This window comes from Actinokineospora sp. PR83 (genome assembly GCF_021056305.1).
In the GTDB taxonomy this organism is placed as follows: Bacteria; Actinomycetota; Actinomycetes; order Mycobacteriales; family Pseudonocardiaceae; genus Actinokineospora; species Actinokineospora spheciospongiae.
Genome location: NZ_JAJCXD010000105.1, coordinates 28,668 through 47,216 on the forward strand (window position 1 = coordinate 28,668; position 18,549 = coordinate 47,216).

Genomic DNA, 18,549 nt, shown 5'->3' on the forward strand with positions numbered 1-18,549 from the left:
CGGATCCAGCAGGGCAGCAATCTACCGCCCCGTAGCGGTGTGCAGCCTGCGCAGGGTGAACCCGAACCACACCATGCCGATGCCCCGGAACAACAACGCCACCCCCAACCACACCGCCAGCGTCAGGATCGTCAACCCGGGCAGCACCAGCGCCAGCACCCCCACCACGAACGTCACCACGCCCAGCGCCAGCCACAGCCCCCACATCGGCAACCGCTTGCGCGCCGACAGCGCGGCGCCCACCTGCACGACCCCGCCGAGCACGAACCCGATGCCGACGCACACGGCCAGCGCCAGCAGCGTCATCCCGGGCCAGACCAGGGCGAGCACGCCGAGCACCAGCCACAGCCCACCGAGCACGTAGGCGGGCCACCCGGCCCGGTGCCTGCCCGCGGTGGCGATCTCGGCGGCGCCGTCGAAGATCAACCCGATGGCGACCAGCACGGCCAGCGTCCCGGCCGCGACGGCGAGGTCGGCCAGCAGGACGATGCCCAGCACCGCGACCAGGAAGCCCAGCACCGCGACCACCCACCACCGCCCGGTGAGCCGGTGCAGGACGCGGGTCGATTCGTGATCGGCCTTGATGGTGAACGGCCGGGGTGGGACCACGGTCATGGCGGACTCCTCTCCTCCCTCCCAGGATGGGACCGCGGCGGCCCGCGCGCCTCCCGAACCCGCCCCACCGACTCGACGGCGGGCGGCGCGGGGTCGACGATGGGGGCATGAGCCGCTACTTCGCCGCGTCCCCGGACGACCTGGTCGACGCCGGGCTGGCCGGGTTCGCCCTGGCGCACGCCGACCTGGTCGAGTTCACCCCGGACCCGGGCCACGTCACCGCCCGGTCCCCCGACCCGCGGCGGGTCGTCGGCCTGGTCTCCGGTGGCGGGTCCGGGCACGAGCCGCTGCACGCGGGTTTCGTCGGCGCCGGGATGCTGGACGCGGCGTGCCCGGGGCGGGTCTTCGCCTCGCCGCACAACCGGCAGGTGTACGCGGCGTCGAGGGCGGTGGCCAAGCCCGGCGGCGTGCTGCACGTGGTGAAGAACTACACCGGCGACAAGATCAACTTCGGCATCGCCGCGGAGCGCCTGCACCACGACGGCATCCGCTGCGCCCGGGTCCTGGTCGACGACGACGTGGCCACCGACTCCGCCGACATCGCCGTGGGCCGCCGCGGCACCGGCGCCACCGTGGTGGTGGAGAAGCTGCTCGGTGCCGCCGCCGACCAGGGCCTCGACCTCGACGCCCTGGTCGCCCTGGGTGAACGGGTCGCCGCGGGCAGCCGCAGCGTGGCGGTGGCCGCCGCCGCGCACACCTCCCCCGCCACCGGCGCCCCCGCCTTCGACCTCCCCGACGACGGCATCGAGTACGGCGTCGGCATCCACGGCGAGCGCTCCGGCGCGGTCCGCCCCCACGGCCCGGTCGACGACCTGGTGCGCGACATGACCGGCAGCCTCGTCACCGCCCTCGCCCTCACCCGGGGCGACCGGGTCATCGGGCTGGTCAACGGCCTCGGGCGCACGACCCCGCTGGAGCTCTACGGCCTGCACCACCGGTTCGCGGCCGCGCTCGCCGAGCACGGGGTCACCCTGGAGCGGCACCTGGTGGGTTCGGTGGTGACCGCACTCGACATGCACGGCTTCTCCCTGTCCCTCACCCGCACCGACGACGAGCTGACCGCGCTCTGGGACGCCCCCGCGCACACCGCCGCGTGGCGGGCCTGAGGAAGGACGAGCAGATGACCGACTCCCCCGCCGCGGACTGGCTCCGCCGCTTCACCACCACCGCCCTCGACCGCGAGGCCGACCTGACCGCCCTCGACCAGGCCGCGGGCGACGGCGACTTCGGCGCCAACATCGCGGGCGCCGCCCGCCTCATCCAGTCCGAACTGGACGGTGTGGTCACGGGGGCACCGGCAGCCGAGGTGATCGCCGCCGCGGCCCGCGTGTTCCTGGACAGGGTGGGCGGCACCAGCGGCCCGCTCTTCGGCCTCCTGCTGCAGGAGTTCGCCGCCGCGACGACGAGGGCGGGCGACCTCACCCCGGCTGCCCTCACCGAGGGCGCCATCAACGGCCTTGCCGCCATCCAACGCGTCGGCGAAGCCCAAGTGGGCGACAAGACCCTGGTCGACGCCCTCTCTCCTGCTGCGGACGCGCTCAAGGCCCTCCCAGCGTCGACACCACTCGCGGAGGCTTTCGCGGCTGCTGCTCGGGCGGCGGAGGGAGGTGCTGAGGCGACGGCGGGTATCCGCGCTCGGAGGGGCCGCGCCAGCTATGTGGGTGACCACGCCATCGGTGTCACCGACCCGGGGGCGGTGACCATCGGCCTCCTGTTCGCCGCAGGCACCTGACCACTTGGACCGGACTCCTGGCTGTCCCGGTCTTTGGCTGCCCCGGTCTTTTGGCTGGGGTGCCCGGCTGGGTGGATGTGTTTGGCCGGGGCCCCTATGGCGATCATGTGCCCAGTGTGACCGAGTGGGGCTGAAGGGATGCCCCACAGCCCGGGCAGGCTTGCACATGATCGCCACCCCCGGCCAAACACATCCACCCACCCGGGCATCTGCGTAGCCGGGCCGTCGGTTGCAGGGGTGGCCGGCGGCTGCGCCATCGAGGCTCAGCGGGAGCAGCGCCATGCTGAGCTGAGCCAAGGTAGGCCAGACCGGGACATGCCAGGGCGGGGCGGGTTGAGGCAAGTCGGGGCAGGCCGGGCCTGGTTGAGGCCGGGCCGAGCTGGGCCTGACCAGGCCCGGCCCGGCCAGATCAGGTCGAGCCGGTCCGGGGCGGGCCAGACCAAGCCAGGTCAGGCCAGGGCGGGGCGGGGCAAGTCGGGCCGGGCCTGATTGAGGCCGGGTCGAGCTGGGCCTGACCAGGCCCGGCCCGGCTAGGTCAGGTCGAGCCGGTCCGGGACGGGGCGGGCCAAGCCGGGGCAGATTGAGGCAAGTTGGGGCAGGCCGGGCCGGATTGAGGCACGCTGGGGCGAGCCGAGTCGGGGCGGGCCAGACCCCAAGCCTGGGCAGGGCAGGGCGGGTTGGGCCAAGTTGAGGCGGGGCAGGCCGGGCCGGGCCGGGTTGAGGCAAGGCGGGCGGGGCGGGAGCAGGCCGGGCGGGTCAGGCCGGGGTGGGTGGATCGGGTGCCGTGGGGCCGGTCGGTGCTGGTGGGTGGGGTCAGGGCCAGTGGGCCAGGACCGTGACCGTGCCGGGGGCGACCTCGGTGAAGCCCGCGTCCCGGACGGCGACCACGCCGTGGTCGCGCCAGGCCGCCTCGGGGTCGGCGCCGGGGTGGGCGGCAGCCCAGGCGGCGGGGGTCGGGGTGCGGACGGCGGTGCGGTGGTCGAGGGCCGCCCAGGTCTTGAGGGCCTCGTGCCGGGCGGAGGCGTGCATCAGCGCGGCGAGGAGCATGGTGGCGTGGCCGACCTGGGCGGCGGCCTTGCCCGCGGTCATCGGCACGTCCGGGTTCAGCCACAGCACGGGTGCGCCCGCCGGAACGGGGCCGGGGGTGGAGGCGGGCAGTTCGCTGCCGGAGATCTGGAGGCGGGAGACCTCCTTGGGCGTCTCGCTGACCCGCATCGGCACCAGGGCGCGGGCCTTGGCGCCGTCGACCTCGATGGTGACGCCCGGCAGGTCGTGGACGGCGGACCAGTGGGCGCCGCGGGCGCGGCGGGAGACCTTGCGGATGCGGCCGCTGACCCAGGCGTGCAGCTCGGGGTACCACTCGCCCTCGGCCTCGGGTGCCAGGCAGACCGCGAGCGCGGCCGCCGCGGCCGCTTCCAGCAGGGCCGTGCGGTCGGGCTGGGGGTCGCGCTCGATATGCAGGATGACCGGCATGGCGCGGACCTCCGCCGGGTCCTCGTCGGAGGTGTCGGCGGCGGAGGCGGCCGGGCGGGTGAGCCAGGAGGCGTAGCGGTCGGCCAGCGGGTCGAGGATGGCGGTCACAGGCGGTCGAACTCCAGGCCGTCGGCGGCGTCGGCGGCCTCGACCTCCGCGCGGGTGACCCCGAGCACGAACAGCACGACGTCGAGGTACGGGTGCGACAGGGCGGTGTCGGCGACCTCGCGCAGCGCGGGCTTGGCGTTGAAGGCGATGCCGAGGCCCGCGGTGGCGAGCATGTCGATGTCGTTGGCGCCGTCGCCGACGGCCACGCACTGCGCGAGCGGGACCCCGTACTGCTGGGCGAAGCGGCGCAGGGCGACGGCCTTGCCCGCGCGGTCGACGACCTCGCCGATGACCCGACCGGTGAGCACGCCGCGGGAGATCTCCAGCTCGTTGGCGGCGTGGAAGTCGAGGCCGAGGTCGTCGACCAGGCTCTCGATGATGTAGTCGAACCCGCCGGAGACCACACCGCAGCGGAAGCCGAGGCGCTTGAGGGTGCGGATGGTGGTGCGGGCGCCGGGGGTGAGCTGGATGGCGGCGGCGACCTCGTCGAGGACGGTGGCGGGCAGGCCCTCCAGCAGCGCCACCCGCTGGTGCAGCGACTCGGTGAAGTCGATCTCGCCGCGCATGGCCGCGTCGGTGATCTCCTTGACCTTGTCCTCGCACCCGGCCTTGGCGGCGAGCATTTCGATGACCTCCCCCTGCACCAGGGTGGAGTCCACGTCGAACACGATGAGCCGCTTGGCCCGCCGGGAGAGCAGGTCGCGCTCCACGGCGATGTCGAGGCCCACCCGGCCCGACAGCGCGGCCAGCGCGCCGCGCAGCTCGGCGTCGGCGGTGTCGGTGTCCTCGGCGACCGAGACCCGCAGCTCCAGACCGGTCACCGGGTAGTCGGCGACCCGGCGGATCGAGTCGATGTTGGCCCCGAGCGCGGCCAGGTGGCGGGCGACCTCGCTGAACGCGCGGGCGGTGACCGGCCTGCCCAGCACCACCAGCACGTGCGTGGAGCCGGTGGCCGACGACGGGTCCACCCCCACCTCGACCTCGACGTGCATCGCCACCGACGCCATCGCCTGCTCGACGTACTCCTGCAACCCCTCGGCGTCGTGGTCGGCGCTGACCAGCACGCCGAGCACCAGCTGCCCGCGGATGACGACCTGCTCCACGTCGAGGATCTCCACCCCGTGCCGGACCAGCACGGCGAACAGCACGGAGGACACACCCGGCTTGTCCGGCCCGGTGACGGTGATCAGGACCGGGGTCCCCGGGGCGGGGGTGGCGGCGGGGTTCTGGGCGGCGGTCACGATCGCGGTCTCCCGGGGCTCGCGGGACCGTCCGGCCCCGGACATGGGACTGCGGGTGGACCCGGCACGTCGCGCGTACCTGGTTCCACCCGCAGCTCCACTGGATCTACTGGATGTTCGGGTTCACCTGCTGGTGATCCCGGTCAGTTCGACAGGGTGGGGTCACCCTTGGAGATGTCGTCGGTGTTCATCTTCTCGGCGAGGATCTCCGACGGGGCGGGCTTGTGCTTGGCCGACCCGACACCGACGTACTTGTCGTGGTGCCCCTGCTCGACCATGTGCGGGTAGTGCAGGTCGAACGCCGGGCGCTCCGAGCGGATGCGCGGCAGCTCGGTGAAGTTGTGCCGCGGCGGCGGGGAGCTGGTGGCCCACTCCAGGGAGTTGCCGTAGCCCCACGGGTCGTCGGCCTCGACCAGCTCGCCGTACCGGTAGGACTTGAGCACGTTCCAGATGAACGGCAGCGTCGAGGCGCCGAGGATGTACGCGCCGATCGTGGAGATCGTGTTCAGCGTGGTGAAGCCGTCGCTGGCCAGGTAGTCCGCGTAGCGGCGCGGCATGCCCTCGTTGCCCAGCCAGTGCTGGACCAGGAAGGTGCCGTGGAAGCCGATGAACGTGGTCCAGAAGTGCAGCTTGCCCAGCGGCTCGTCGAGGAACCGCCCGGTGATCTTCGGGAACCAGAAGTAGATGCCCGCGAAGGTGGCGAACACGATCGTGCCGTAGAGCACGTAGTGGAAGTGCGCGACGACGAAGTACGTGTCGGACACGTGGAAGTCGATGGCCGGGGCCGCGAGCAGCACACCGGTCAGACCGCCGAAGAGGAACGTGACCAGGAAGCCGACGCTGAACAGCATCGGGGTCTCGAAGGTCAGCGACCCCTTCCACATCGTGCCGATCCAGTTGAAGAACTTCACCCCGGTCGGGACCGCGATCAGGAAGGTCATGAAGGAGAAGAACGGCAGCAGCACGGCGCCGGTGGCGTACATGTGGTGCGCCCACACCGTCACCGACAGCGCGGCGATGGCCAGGGTCGCGTACACCAGGCCGCGGTAGCCGAACAGCGGCTTGCGGCTGAACACCGGGAAGATCTCCGACACGATGCCGAAGAACGGCAAGGCGACGATGTAGACCTCCGGATGGCCGAAGAACCAGAACAGGTGCTGCCAGAGGATCACGCCGCCGTTGGCCGGGTCGAACACGTGCGCCCCGAGTTGTCGGTCGGCGAGCAGGCCGAACAGCGCGGCGGTGAGGATCGGGAACGCCAGCAGCACCAGGATGCTGGTGATGAGGATGTTCCAGGTGAAGATCGGCATCCGGAACATGGTCATGCCGGGCGCCCGCAGGCAGACCACGGTGGTGAGCATGTTGACCGCGCCGAGGATGGTGCCGAGACCACCGACGGCCAGGCCGGTGATCCACAGGTCGGCGCCGACACCCGGCGAGTGGATCTTGTCCGACAGCGGGGTGTAGGCGAACCAGCCGAAGTCGGCGGCGCCACCCGGCGTCAGGAAGCCGGTCATCACGATGATGCCGCCGAACAGGTACAGCCAGTACGAGAACGCGTTCAGCCGCGGGAACGCGACGTCCGGCGAGCCGATCTGCAGCGGCAGGATGAAGTTCGCGAACCCGAACAGGATGGGCGTCGCGTACAGCAGCAGCATGACCGTGCCGTGCATGGTGAAGAGCTGGTTGTACTGCTCCTGCGACAGGAACTGCTGGCCCGGGACGGCCAGCTCGCTGCGGATGAGCATCGCCATCGCGCCGCCCACCATGAAGAAGGCGAACGACGTGACCAGGTACATGATGCCGATTTGCTTGTGGTCCGTCGTGCGGAACAGCCGCAGCAGGTACGAACCCTTGGCCGTCTCGCGGGCCGGGTAGGGCCGCGTGGCGATCGGCCGTGGGGCTACTGCCGTCACTCCTGCCTCCTGCAACTGATGGTGGTGGGCGTCCATCTGGTGAGTCGCGGCCGGCCACGCCGGTGCGGCTCGGGAAGGATCGTAGCCCGGTGGACTGTGACGGGCTCGTGTGGGCATGGTGTGCTGTGCATAACTAACCGATCGCACAAAAACGGTCGGTTGCCCAGGTCACACCGGTACCACCGCGTACTGCCGCAGGGTGAGGTCGGTGTAGGTGACCGGTCCGCGGGGGCCGGGAACCCGGTCGATGTTGATGCCCGTCTCCGGGACGCCGAGCAGCTTGAAACCGTCGAGCAGCCGGGTCGGGGCGTTCCAGAACACGCCGGTGCCGGTGTAGGCGGCCATGAACTCCTCGGCGGTCGCCCTGTCCTCGGTGACGATGCCCGCGGCCAGCCCGGAGGTCTCCTCGTTGGCGATCCGCGCGGCCTCGCGCAGGTCGTCGACGGGGGCGACGGTGACGGTGGCCTCGCGGTCGCCGTCGAGCGCCCACTCGTACCCGATCGCGTGGGTGTGCGGCGGCAGCGAGGGCGTAACCCGCACGTCGTCGAGGGCGGCCCGGATGCCCGGCAGGGCGGAGTCGTAGACGTCGCGGTGCACCAGCAGCAGGTTGAGCCGGTTGCAGACGCCGAGCCGGTCCAGGCTGCGCCGGATCAGGTCGGTGGCGAAGGCGGGGTCGGCCTTGCTGTCGTAGTAGAGGACACCGCCGCCGTCGGCGTGCGCGAGGGTCCGCACCCCCACCTGGGCGGCGCGCCTGCCCAGTTCGCGGGTGCTCTCGCCGCTGCCGCGGAGGATGACCAGCGGCACCAGCCCGGGCAGCTCGACCAGCGCACCGGCCGCCTCCCGGTCGGCGGTGGGCACCAGCTGCACGGCGTCCGGGTCGAGCCCGGCCTCGTCGAGCGCGGGCGCGATCACGTGCTTGAGCAGCGCGGTGGCCGACCGCAGCGCCGCCGAACCGGTGCGCAGCACCCCGGCGTTGCGCGACTTGACCAGCTGCGAGGCCACGTCCACGGTGACGTTGGGCCGGGCCTCGTAGTTGGCCCCGATGACCCCGACCGGCCTGCGCAGCTCGACCAGCTTCAACCCGCCGTCCAGCTCCCGCACCGGCGTCTCCCGCGGCGGGTGCGGGACACCGGCCAGCAGCCGCAGCTGCTCGGCCATGTCGGAGAGCCGGTCCTCGGTGATCCGCAGCCGGTCGAGCAGCCCCCCGCTCATCCCTGCGGCCTCCGCGGCGGCCACGTCCTCGGCGTTGGCGGCGAGCACCTTCGCCCTGGCCGAGGACAGCCGCGCGGCCATCTCCCCGATGGCGTTGTCGATCGCCTCGTCGGACGCGGCCGCGAGCGCCGGGGCGGCGGCCTTGGCCCGCGCCGCGCACTCCGCCACGACCGTGTGCTGGTCGGTCACCTTCGTGTGTCCCTTCGTAGCCCGGGTCCGTCCGGGAGAGTCTGCCTCAGCCGGGGAGGTGGCCCTCGAAGGTCACCCCGGTGATGTGCCCGTCCTTCGCGGTCACCGCCCGGAAGACCACGTCGAGCTTCGCCTTGCCCACGGTCACGCCCCCGGCCCGGTACTCCTTGCCGTCGGCCAGCACCGCGTCGAGCCCCGGCCGGTGCCCCTGGACCGGCAGCGGCCTGCCCACCAGGTCCGCCCCCACCGCGGCCCGCCCGGCCGCGTTGACCGTCCGGACCACCAGCTCGGGCCCGTCGCACAGCGCCAGCACCACGGTCGCCTGCTCGAAGCACACCAGCGCCTCGAGCACCCCACCCCCGGGGAACCCCGTCGTCATAGCCCCACCCGTCCTCTCGCCGTGCGTCCCGTGCCCCGACGAGGTCGAGCTTGTCAGGATTCGCCGCCGAGCGCTCCCCTCTGTCCACAGCCCCGGCGATTCCCCCGAAAGTTGTCCACACCCCGCAACCGACCACTTACCCACCGCCCAGAGCACAACTAGAATTGAATGAGGGGGAGCCCCCTTTGGGATGGGTGGGCTCTGCGCGGGGGCGGGTGGATGATCTTGGGACGGGGAGGGGCGGGGGTCTGAGCGGACGCGGCTGCAGCAGGTTGCGGGTTGCTGCGAGCTGCGGGACGGGTGGGGCTCGGGGTGGGCTGGTGCGTGGTGGGGTTGTCGTGGGCGGATGGCTGTCACGGGTGGGCAGTGGGTGAGTGCGGGGCGGCCCCGCCATGGCGGGTCACGAGGAGCGCAAAGGCTTTCGGAGGGGTTGCCTGCAGTGGGGTTGGGCCGTTGTGGACGGTGGTCGGTTTCGACCGCCAGGAGTGGCCGGGATCGGTGTGGACCGACCGGCAGGAACCGGGAGCGCCCGGTCCGGTGGGACGGGGTGCAGGCCGGGCCGACCCAGGAGCAGTCAGACCCGGCCGAGTCCAGGAGCATCCGAGCCCGGGCGGGCCCGGCCGGACCCGGGGGCGTGCAGGCCGGGTGGGCCCGGGCGACTCCGGAGGCACTCAGGCGCGGTGGGCCCGACGGCATCCACGTCCGGGCGGGTCCGGAGGCATCCAGGTCCGGGCCGGTTCAAGCAGGCCCAGGCAGGGCCAGGCAGGGCCAGGCAGGGCCAGGCGAGTGGAGGCAGCCGCCACGGCTGGAGCACATCGGACTGGTTCGTGAGCCTTCTCGGACTGCCCGTGGGGGTGACAGGCGCCGGTTGGCCGGGGTGGGCGGCGAGCCGGGAGGGGCGGTCCCGGATCGCCGAGGGGTGGGGCTCGGGTCTCGGAGGGAGACCAAGCCGGGGTGGAGACCGATCTCGGGTGGTCGGTGGTGGGGATCAGTCCCGGGTGGCCGGGGTCTGGTAGAGGGCGGCGACGATTTCCAGGCGTTTGTCGTCGAGGTGGGGGCTGGGGTGGATGGCGTTGGCGAAGGTCTCGCCGTCGAACATGTGGAGGGCGGCGGAGACCGCTGCCTGGCGGGTTTCGACCGGTTGGGCGGCGATGGCGGGGATGCGCAGGGCGGTGAGGTAGATGTCCTCGGCGAAGCTGTCCAGGGTCGGGCGCAGCCGGGTGCGCAGGGCGGTGTCGGTGCGGGCGGCGACGAGGATTTCGAACCAGACCAGGTTCAGCGGGGAGCGGGATGCGGCGCGGATGGCTCGGAGGACGTCGTGCAGGCCCGCCTCGTGTTCGACGACGGGGCCGACCTGCTCCCAGAAGTTCGAGATCAGCCTGCGGCCGACTTCCTCGGCCGCGGTGACGACCAAATCCAGCCGGGTCTCGAAGTGCCGGAACAGCCCGCCGTGCGACACACCGGCCCGTTTGCAGATCTCCTGCACCGAGGCGCGGGCGTAGCCGACCTCGGAGATCGCGGCGATGGTCGCGTCGACGAGCTTGCCCACGGTCGCCTCGCGGCGCTCGCGCTGGGTGCGCCGCCGCGGCGGGGTGGCCTCGGCCGGGTCGGTCACTGGGGTCCCTCTCGATCTCGGATTGTCGATACTCGCGACTATCCATGATCGTGATGGGACTTCGCTTGCGCCACAGCGGGTCCGCTGTGACACGAACAGGTGTCGACATTGTGACCAGTCGCATTCGTACCGGCCACTTCGGATCGGAGCGAACGTGAAGTCCTATTCGGACCTGGGTCTGCCCAGCAGCGAGCGCAGGGTGTCGGTGAGGGTGCCGATCGGGACGCCGGGGTCGATGACGCGCTGGATGGCGAGTCCGATTCCGAGGCTCAGCAGGACGGTGGCCATGTCCTCGGGGGGCAGCGGGGCCGGGTGGGCGGAGGTGTCGAAGGTGCGGGCCAGGGCGGTGATGGCGTCGCGCACGGCCCGGTCGCGCACGGCCAGCTCGGCGCGCAGCGCCGGGTCGCGGCGGGCCTGGAGGCCGAACTCGACCTCGAGCACGGTCCAGCCCTCATCGCCGATCATGCGCTCGGCCCACTCGGAGAACAGGGCGACCGCGTCGTCGAACGGCCTGCCGGAGACGGCTTCGCCGACGGCCTTGATGTGCTCGGCGTGGATGTCGTCCAGGACGACCAGGCACAGCTCGTCCTTGTTGCGGAAGTTCGAGTAGACCGCGCCCTTGGAGAAGCCCGCGGCCTCGGCGACCTTCTCCAGCGAGGTGGCGTGGTAGCCGTCGCGGAGGAAGAGGTCCTTGGCGGTGGCGATGAGCAGCTCGCGGGTGCGGGCCTGGCTCTCGACCCTGCTCAGTCGGGGCATGCGGGCAGCCTAACGCCCGAATACCGTCGGTACCCGGTCACGGCAGGAGCAGCCACGCCGCGGCGACCAGCAGCGAGCCCAGATCGATGATCAGGAACGAGGCGACCCAGAAGAACCCGGGCGCCCCGGTGAGCCGGGCGAGCTGGTCGGCATCGGAGTCCCCGGCCCGCCCGCGGCGGCGCTTGCGCTGGAGCTCGAACACCGGCCGCACGCCGCCGAACAGCAGAAACCACGCGATCAGGTACGCGAACGCAGCCTGTACGCCGTCCGGTGCGAACCACGAAACGGCGAACAGGAGCAGCCCGGTGACGACCACCGACAGCACCCCGTACAGGTTGCGCACCATGACCAGGACGCCGAAAAGCAATATCGCGCAGATCACGATAACGGCGTTCGTCCGTTCGGCCGCCAGCAGCGCCGCGAAGCCCAGACCGAGCAGTGACGGCGCCACGTAGCCCGCGAACGACGTGAGGACCATGCCCGGCCCCTCCGGCTTGCCGCGGGAGACGGTGACGCCGGAGGTGTCCGAGTGCAGGCGGATGCCGGACAGCCGCCTGCCGACCAGGACGGCGACCAGTCCGTGGCCCGCCTCGTGCACGATGGTGATCACGTTGCGGGCAGGCCGCCAGACCGGGCGCAGCAGCACCACCAGCAGTGCCACCCCCGCGGTGATCAGCACCATCGTGGCGGGTGGCTGCCAGTTGTCGCCGAAGATCTGCTGCCAGAGGTCGGGGGTGGTCGAGGTCGCCTGCACCCCACGATCTTGCCCGTCCGCTCACCGGGTGGGTCGGGCGCGGGCTGGGTAGCCTCCGTCCATGGCTCAGTTGACGTGGATCCCGAGGGCCCTGGGGGCCGCCACCGCGGTGTACGGCGCGGCGATCACGGTGCGCCCGCTGCTGATGGCCAAGCCCACCGGGCTGGTCGACCCGAGCGGCACCCCCAAGCCCGGTGTGGCGGCGCTGACCAGGAGCATCGGTGTCCGCGACGTGGCCACCGGGCTGGCCATGGCGTTCGCCCCCGCGGGTGCGCCGCTGCGGGCGGCCATCGCCGTCCGGGTCGCCTCCGACACCGCCGACGCGATCACCTTCGGCACCGGCCTCCCCGAGGCGGGCAGTCGCCGCAACTCCGCCGGGGTGGCGGGCGCCTGGGCCGTCCTGTGCGCTTTGTCCGCCTTCGCCGCGGGCCGCTGAGACGTCCATTGTCAAGGCCCTACCTCTGCGCCGCGAGGTGTGTTTGACTGCCTGTGGTCGTCCGGACCGCCAGCGTGACCGGACGTCCCGGGCGTCGCAACCAGCGGACGCCGGGAGGCAGCACAGCTAGGAGAGCGGTATGGCTGAGGGCACCGTCAAGTGGTTCAACTCGGAAAAGGGCTACGGCTTCATCGCCCCCGACGACGGCAGTTCCGACGTGTTCGTGCACTACTCGGAGATCCAGACGAGCGGCTTCCGCACGCTGGAGGAGAACCAGAAGGTGACCTACGAGGTCGGTCAGGGCAACAAGGGACCGCAGGCCACCGGGGTCGTCCCCGTCTGAGTCTCGACGACGAGACTTTCCGCTGGGCCCCGCTCCTCCCCCGGAGCGGGGCCCAGCAGGCTTTCCGGGCTCCTCCGACCCGGGCGGTTCCCCCGGGAGGGGCCGCGGACCTGGGCGACCGGACCGCGCGACGGGCAGCTCTGTCCTCATTGGATGATCAAGCCGGTGCGTGACCCGTTCGCGCAACCGGTCCGCCGCAACCCCCCACTGTCGGTGCGTGCCACCTGTTTCACCCGGATGGGGTACGTCGTGTCGTGCAGGGCCGCGGGCGGTCGACGGCTTGCGGGCGTGGAGTGCGCTTTCCTGGGTGAACACGGGCCTTCTCCTTGTGCGGTCGGTGGTGTGCCGGATGCCTTTGTCGCACATTTCCCCGGTGCGGGCGATGCGTTGTCCACAGGCCCCGACCCGGCCGCCGGAGTTGTCCACAGGGCGCCACCCATGCGCCCGTTCAGCCGCCGGGTCCGTCAGAATGGCCTGCGACAGCGAAGTTGAACCGCAGTGGAAGCAGGAGCCATGACCGCGCCAGCGCAGGGGATCCATCAGCGCATCGCCGAGGAGCTCGGGGTACGGGAGGGGCAGGTCACCTCCGCCGTCGAGCTGCTCGACGGCGGGGCGACGGTGCCGTTCATCGCCCGCTACCGCAAGGAGGTCACCGGCACCCTCGACGACGCGCAGCTGCGCGCGCTCGAGGAGCGGCTGCGGTACCTGCGCGAACTGGAGGACCGGCGCACCGCGGTGCTCGACTCGATCCGCGAGCAGGGCAAGCTCGACGACGCGCTCACCGCCCAGATCATGGCCGCGGAGACCAAGTCGCGGCTGGAGGACCTCTACCTGCCGTTCAAGCCCAAGCGGCGCACCAAGGCGCAGATCGCGCGGGAGGCGGGGCTGCAACCGCTGGCCGACGCGCTGATCGACGACCCGGCGCACGACCCGCGCGAGGTGGCCGCGGGCTACGTCGACGCGGAGCGGGGCGTGGCCGACGCGACCGCGGCGCTGGACGGCGCGCGGTCGATCCTGGTGGAGCGCTTCGCCGAGGACGGCGACCTGATCGGCGAGCTGCGCGAGCGGATGTGGGGCAAGGGCGTGCTGGCGTCGAAGGTGCGCGAGGGCAAAGAAGAGGACGGCGCCAAGTTCGCCGACTACTTCGACTTCGCCGAACCCTTCGCCAAGCTGCCCTCGCACCGGATCCTGGCCATGTTCCGCGGTGAGAAGGAGGAGGTCCTCGAACTCACCCTGGAACCGGACCCCGAGGTCGACCAGACCGCGGTGCCGCCGGTGCGCACCGACTACGAGGTGCGGATCGCGCAGCGCTTCGGCGTGGCCGACCGGGGCCGCCCCGGCGACAAGTGGCTGCTGGACACCGTGCGCTGGGCGTGGCGGACGCGGATCCTGGTGCACCTGGGCATCGACCTGCGCACCCGGCTGCGCCAGGCGGCCGAGGACGAGGCGGTCCGGGTCTTCGCGGCGAACCTGCGCGACCTGCTGCTCGCCGCACCGGCGGGCGCCCGCGCCACCATGGGCCTGGACCCGGGCTTCCGCACCGGGGTGAAGGTCGCCGTGGTCGACGGGACCGGCAAGGTGGTGGCCACCGACACCATCTACCCGCACGTGCCGCAGCAGCGGTGGGACGAGGCGCTGGCCAAGCTGGGCAGGCTCGCGGCCGCGCACAAGGTGGACCTGATCGCCATCGGCAACGGCACCGCCTCGCGGGAGACCGACAAGCTGGCCATCGAGCTGATCAAGCGGCTGCCCGAGTTGAAGCTGACCAAGATCGTGGTGTCGGAGGCGGGCGCGTCGGTGTACTCGGCGTCGGCCTACGCCTCGCAGGAGCTGCCGGGCCTGGACGTGTCGCTGCGCGGCGCGGTGTCGATCGCCCGGCGGTTGCAGGACCCCTTGGCCGAACTGGTGAAGATCGACCCGAAGTCCATCGGTGTCGGGCAGTACCAGCACGACCTGTCCGAGGTGAAGCTGTCGCGCTCGCTGGACGCGGTGGTCGAGGACTGCGTGAACGGCGTGGGCGTGGACGTGAACACCGCATCGGCGCCGCTGCTGACCCGGGTGTCGGGCATCAGCGCGGGCCTGGCGGAGAACATCGTGGCGCACCGCGACGCGCACGGGCCGTTCCGCAGCCGCACCGGCCTCAAGGACGTCCCCCGGCTGGGCGCGAAGGCGTTCGAGCAGTGCGCGGGCTTCCTCCGCATCCCCTCCGGCGACGACCCGCTGGACTCCTCCAGCGTGCACCCCGAGGCGTACCCGGTCGTGCGCCGCATCCTCGCGGCGACCGGCGGCGAGGTGGTCGGCCTGATCGGCAACTCGGCCAAGCTGCGCGCGCTGCGCCCGGCGGACTTCGTGGACGAGAAGTTCGGCGTGCCGACGGTGACCGACATCCTGGCGGAACTGGAGAAGCCGGGCCGGGACCCGCGGCCGGAGTTCAAGACCGCCACCTTCGCCGACGGCGTGGAGAAGCTCAGCGACCTCACGCCGGGGATGACCCTGGAGGGGGTGGTCACGAACGTGGCCGCCTTCGGCGCGTTCGTGGACATCGGTGTGCACCAGGACGGCCTCGTGCACGTCTCGGCGCTGTCGCACACGTTCGTGAAGGACCCGCGCGACGTGGTCAAGTCCGGTGACGTGGTGAAGGTGAAGGTGCTGGAGGTCGACATCCCGCGCAAGCGGATCTCGTTGACCCTGCGCCTGGACGATGAACTGCCTGCGCCCGGTGCGCCTTCGGGTGGTGGGCGGCGGGAGCCGAACCGCGGGCGGGGGCCGGGGCAGCAGCAGCGTGGTGGCGGTGGCGGTGGTGGTGGGAAGCGGCGGGAGGCTTCGCCGCCGCCTGCCAACAGTGCGTTGGCTGAGGCGTTGCGGAAGGCCGGGTACAAGGGGTGAGTGTTCCGGCTCCCGGGTCGGTGATTCGGGAGCCGGGGTGCCGGGCGCATCGTGTCGGGGTTGCGCGGTGGGTGCCTGCTGGTGCTGCATGCTCGGGGTTGGGCGGTGCCTGGCTGGATCTGCTTGCCGGTGAGGGCCCGGTCGTTTGTTGGTGGTGCCCGGGTGAGTGGATTGCTCGGCCGTGCCTGCTTATCAAGGCCCGGGACTTTCGGGGCGTGCCCGGGTGGGTGGATCCGCTTGGGCGGGGCCCCTACGCCGATCATGCGCCCAGTGTGACCGAGTGGGGCGAAAAGATGCCCCACAGCCCAAGCAGGCTTGCACATGATCGGCACCCCCACCCAAGCACATCCACCCACCCGGGCATCTGCTTAGCCGGGCTGGCGGTTGCGGGGGTGGCTGGCTTTGCTGCGCCCGTTGGGTTCGGGGCGGCCGACCGCCCGGCAGGCGGTTTGGGGGTGAGTGGGCGGCTGCGCCCGGTGGGGTTCGGGCGGCTGGCTGCCCGGCGGGCGGTTTGGGGGTGGGTCGACTGGCTGCGCCCGGGGGGGTCCGGGTGGCTGGCCGCCCGGCAGGTGGCTGGTGGGATGGTCGCCGTTGTGCCGGTGGGGTTCGGTGCGGTTGGCCGTTGGGGCGGCGGTTCGAGGGTGGGTGGTGGCCGGGTTTGCGGTTCCGTGGTGGGTGCCGCGTGCAATCGGGCGTGGGGTGCGGCGCTGGATCACCGCCCACTTTGTTCCACAGTGGACTGCCGGCTCAGGGGGCTGAGGCTCGGATGACCAGTTCGGTGGGGATGATCTCCGGGGTGGTGGGGAACGGTTCGCCCGCCAGGTTCGCCAGGAGGGTCGTGGCCGCTGCCTCGCCCATTTCCCTGGCGGGGCGGCGGACCGTGGTGAGGGGTGGCTGGGTGTGGGCCGCCAGGTCGGTGTCGTCGAAGCCGATGACGGCGACCTGGGTGGGGACGTTGACACCGGCCTCGCGCAGGGCGTCCAGGGCGCCTGCGGCGGTGAGGTCGTTGTGGGTGAAGACGGAGTCGAACTCGTGGTTTTCGGCCAGCAGGGCGGTGATGGCCGCGTGGCCGCCCGCGCGGGTGAGGTCGCCCTCGACGTGGTGGGGGGTGGGGTGGCCTGCCGCGGCGAAGGGGGTGCGGAAGCCCTCGGTGCGGGCCTGGGTGCGGCCGAGGGCCGCGGGGCCGGAGATCACGACCGGGCGGGTGCGGCCCGTGGCGAGGAGGTGGGTGGCCGCCGCGGTGGCGCCCGCCCGGTTGCCGGTGACCACCGAGGGGAAGCCGGGGTGGTCGTTGTGGTCGTCGACCATGACCACGGGAAAGCCCGACTCACGCAGGCCGTCGAGGCAGGAGAGCGGGTCCGGGGGGTCGACCAGCAGCAGGCCGTCGAACGCGTTGCCGGAGACGTGGCGGGTGAACCGGGTGAGGGAGTCCGCGCCGCGGTTCGTGGTGTGCAGGAGCAGGCCGTAGCCGTGGGCCTCCAGGACGTCCGACACGCCTTGCAGGACGGCGCCCACCCAGGGGCAGGTCAGGTGGGGGACCAGGACGCCGACGGTCTGGGTGCGCCCCCGGGCCAGGCCCACGGCGCCCGCACTGGGGGTGTAGCCGGTGGCGGCGATGACCTCGCGCACCCGGATGGCCGTGCCCGCGTCGACCTCGCCGCGATCGTTCAGGACGCGTGACACAGTGGCCTTGCTGACCCGCGCGCGGCGGGCGACGTCCGCGATGGTGACCCGCATCCTGCCCCCGAGATCGCCGTGGAACCCGAGCATACCGAGAACGGGCACCGAAATAGGGGCATTCGGGCGAAAATCTCAGACCGGGTGGCCGAATTCGGCGGTTTGTTGTTGACGGGAACATTCCCTGCGGGTAACCACATCGCGGCGTCGACGACTCGGCCGCGGTGTCCGGGTGCGGCGGGGAGTCCGGACGCGCACCCGCGCCCGCGGGCGGCGCTGGTCGACCCGCCCGAGCCGGTTACGGCAGTCCGTTGTGGTCGTCCGCGGAGGACGCCACGCGCAGGTCGGTGTTCATCCCGGCGACGTCCAGCACCCGGCTCACCGCGGACGACACATCCACCAGGCGCAGCCAGCCGCCCGCGCGGTCGAGTCTGCGCTGGGCGGCGAGCAGGGCATTGAGGCCCGCGCAGCCGAAGAACTCCGCTTCGGACAGGTCGATGATCAGGCCCGGTTTGGGGCCGCGCTGCTCGGCGACCGCGCCCAGCAGGAACCGCTCCAGGATGCCCGCGGCCAGCAGGTCGACCTCGCCACCGATCGCCACGGCGACGACCCCGGGAGCGGGCGAGTCGTCCAGTCGAAGATCCACCGCTCGTCTCCACCCAGCACGCAAGGACCAATTCTCGACCGTACCCCGTGCGCGGCACCGGCAGGGCGGCCGAACGAGTGAAGATCAGGAGAACAACCGGGTGCCCGGCTCAGCCCTCGCGGAGCATCCGGACCAGCTCCACCGTGGCCAGCCCGCACAGGGCGGCCAGCGACTCCAGCGCCGACAGGTCGAGGTCGCGGGTGCCCGGGGCGTGCCGGGCGACCTCCGCCGCCGCCCACCGGCGGGCCGGGTTCAGCGGGGCCCGCTCGTCGAGGGCGAGCCGGGTGAGGTCGACCTTGAGCGAGGCCGGGTGGTCGTCGTGGTTGACCTGGTCGTGCACCCGCTCCAGCAGGTCGTGCGGGGACGCCTCCAGGGCCGTGCACAGCTCCACGAACCGCACCACCGTGCAGGAGCGCGTGCCCGTCTCGTAGGAGGCGAGCGCCTGGGCCGACAGTTCCATCGGCAACCGCTGCACCAGTTGGGCCCGGGTCCACCGACGCCGCACCCGCAACTGTTGCAACTCCCGACCGAGGGCACGCTGATACGCCACGCAGTCCATCCAATACCCCCG

At 72.1% G+C, this 18,549-nt stretch carries 17 protein-coding genes; 5 read left to right on the forward strand and 12 right to left on the reverse strand.

Features of this window, described 5'->3' with window-relative positions; all coding sequences use genetic code 11:
* Positions 1 to 21: 21 nt before the first annotated feature.
* Positions 22 to 615 carry an HdeD family acid-resistance protein gene (locus L6E12_RS30320; protein ID WP_236231352.1) on the reverse strand — a complete coding sequence of 198 codons (594 nt, stop codon included), beginning with the start codon at positions 613 to 615 and terminating at the stop codon, positions 22 to 24.
* Positions 616 to 722: 107 nt separating this feature from the next.
* On the opposite strand from L6E12_RS30320, the gene L6E12_RS30325 reads away from it, so the two are divergent.
* Together L6E12_RS30325 and dhaL are read left to right on the forward strand one after the other, a co-directional pair.
* The gene (locus L6E12_RS30325; RefSeq protein ID WP_236231353.1) at positions 723 to 1,721 is read left to right on the forward strand and encodes a dihydroxyacetone kinase subunit DhaK; all 999 of its coding nucleotides are present in this window, start codon (positions 723 to 725) and stop codon (positions 1,719 to 1,721) included.
* Positions 1,722 to 1,735: 14 nt separating this feature from the next.
* Entirely contained in the window at positions 1,736 to 2,347 is a 612-nt protein-coding gene (dhaL, locus tag L6E12_RS30330; RefSeq protein WP_236231354.1) for a dihydroxyacetone kinase subunit DhaL, read from the forward strand.
* An 813-nt stretch (positions 2,348 to 3,160) separates the two neighbouring features.
* Here the strand turns inward: dhaL and L6E12_RS30335 are convergent.
* The 8 genes from L6E12_RS30335 to L6E12_RS30370 form a co-directional block, all read right to left on the reverse strand.
* Positions 3,161 to 3,928 carry an aminoacyl-tRNA hydrolase gene (locus tag L6E12_RS30335; protein ID WP_236231355.1) on the reverse strand — a complete coding sequence of 256 codons (768 nt, stop codon included), beginning with the start codon at positions 3,926 to 3,928 and terminating at the stop codon, positions 3,161 to 3,163.
* Positions 3,925 to 5,169: a phosphoserine phosphatase SerB gene (gene serB / locus L6E12_RS30340; protein WP_236231356.1), complete on the reverse strand. Its 1,245-nt coding sequence runs from the start codon at positions 5,167 to 5,169 to the stop codon at positions 3,925 to 3,927. The genes L6E12_RS30335 and serB overlap by 4 nt, the downstream gene beginning before the upstream one ends.
* Before the next feature lie 143 nt (positions 5,170 to 5,312).
* Complete coding sequence (ctaD, locus tag L6E12_RS30345; RefSeq protein WP_236231357.1) at positions 5,313 to 7,085, reverse strand: cytochrome c oxidase subunit I; 1,773 nt, start codon at positions 7,083 to 7,085, stop codon at positions 5,313 to 5,315.
* A gap of 168 nt (positions 7,086 to 7,253) precedes the next feature.
* Positions 7,254 to 8,486 carry an aldehyde dehydrogenase family protein gene (locus L6E12_RS30350; protein ID WP_236231358.1) on the reverse strand — a complete coding sequence of 411 codons (1,233 nt, stop codon included), beginning with the start codon at positions 8,484 to 8,486 and terminating at the stop codon, positions 7,254 to 7,256.
* A gap of 46 nt (positions 8,487 to 8,532) precedes the next feature.
* The gene (locus L6E12_RS30355; RefSeq protein ID WP_236231359.1) at positions 8,533 to 8,865 is read right to left on the reverse strand and encodes a hypothetical protein; all 333 of its coding nucleotides are present in this window, start codon (positions 8,863 to 8,865) and stop codon (positions 8,533 to 8,535) included.
* 988 nt (positions 8,866 to 9,853) lie between these two features.
* On the reverse strand, positions 9,854 to 10,480 hold the full coding sequence (locus L6E12_RS30360) for a TetR/AcrR family transcriptional regulator (RefSeq protein ID WP_236231360.1): 627 nt from the start codon (positions 10,478 to 10,480) through the stop codon (positions 9,854 to 9,856).
* Between the two features lie 162 nt (positions 10,481 to 10,642).
* Positions 10,643 to 11,236 (reverse strand): TetR/AcrR family transcriptional regulator, encoded by a 594-nt coding sequence (locus L6E12_RS30365; RefSeq protein ID WP_236231361.1) that lies wholly within the window; start codon positions 11,234 to 11,236, stop codon positions 10,643 to 10,645.
* A gap of 37 nt (positions 11,237 to 11,273) precedes the next feature.
* Positions 11,274 to 11,990 carry a M50 family metallopeptidase gene (locus L6E12_RS30370; protein WP_374201971.1) on the reverse strand — a complete coding sequence of 239 codons (717 nt, stop codon included), beginning with the start codon at positions 11,988 to 11,990 and terminating at the stop codon, positions 11,274 to 11,276.
* A gap of 61 nt (positions 11,991 to 12,051) precedes the next feature.
* Between L6E12_RS30370 and L6E12_RS30375 the strand changes: the two genes are divergently transcribed.
* From L6E12_RS30375 to L6E12_RS30385, 3 genes are all read left to right on the forward strand, one after another.
* Positions 12,052 to 12,426: a hypothetical protein gene (locus L6E12_RS30375; protein ID WP_236231362.1), complete on the forward strand. Its 375-nt coding sequence runs from the start codon at positions 12,052 to 12,054 to the stop codon at positions 12,424 to 12,426.
* 139 nt (positions 12,427 to 12,565) lie between these two features.
* Positions 12,566 to 12,769, forward strand: a complete 204-nt coding sequence (locus L6E12_RS30380) for a cold-shock protein (RefSeq protein WP_035280332.1) — start codon at positions 12,566 to 12,568, stop codon at positions 12,767 to 12,769.
* Positions 12,770 to 13,282: 513 nt separating this feature from the next.
* Positions 13,283 to 15,655: a Tex family protein gene (locus tag L6E12_RS30385; RefSeq protein ID WP_236231363.1), complete on the forward strand. Its 2,373-nt coding sequence runs from the start codon at positions 13,283 to 13,285 to the stop codon at positions 15,653 to 15,655.
* A gap of 747 nt (positions 15,656 to 16,402) precedes the next feature.
* On the opposite strand, the gene L6E12_RS30390 is transcribed toward L6E12_RS30385, so the two are convergent.
* The 3 genes from L6E12_RS30390 to L6E12_RS30400 all read right to left on the reverse strand — a co-directional run bounded on the left by L6E12_RS30390 (position 16,403) and on the right by L6E12_RS30400 (position 18,537).
* Complete coding sequence (locus tag L6E12_RS30390; RefSeq protein WP_236231364.1) at positions 16,403 to 17,440, reverse strand: LacI family DNA-binding transcriptional regulator; 1,038 nt, start codon at positions 17,438 to 17,440, stop codon at positions 16,403 to 16,405.
* A gap of 190 nt (positions 17,441 to 17,630) precedes the next feature.
* Positions 17,631 to 17,978 carry an STAS domain-containing protein gene (locus L6E12_RS30395; RefSeq protein WP_236231365.1) on the reverse strand — a complete coding sequence of 116 codons (348 nt, stop codon included), beginning with the start codon at positions 17,976 to 17,978 and terminating at the stop codon, positions 17,631 to 17,633.
* A gap of 109 nt (positions 17,979 to 18,087) precedes the next feature.
* The gene (locus L6E12_RS30400; RefSeq protein WP_035279215.1) at positions 18,088 to 18,537 is read right to left on the reverse strand and encodes a helix-turn-helix domain-containing protein; all 450 of its coding nucleotides are present in this window, start codon (positions 18,535 to 18,537) and stop codon (positions 18,088 to 18,090) included.
* Positions 18,538 to 18,549: the final 12 nt, after the last annotated feature.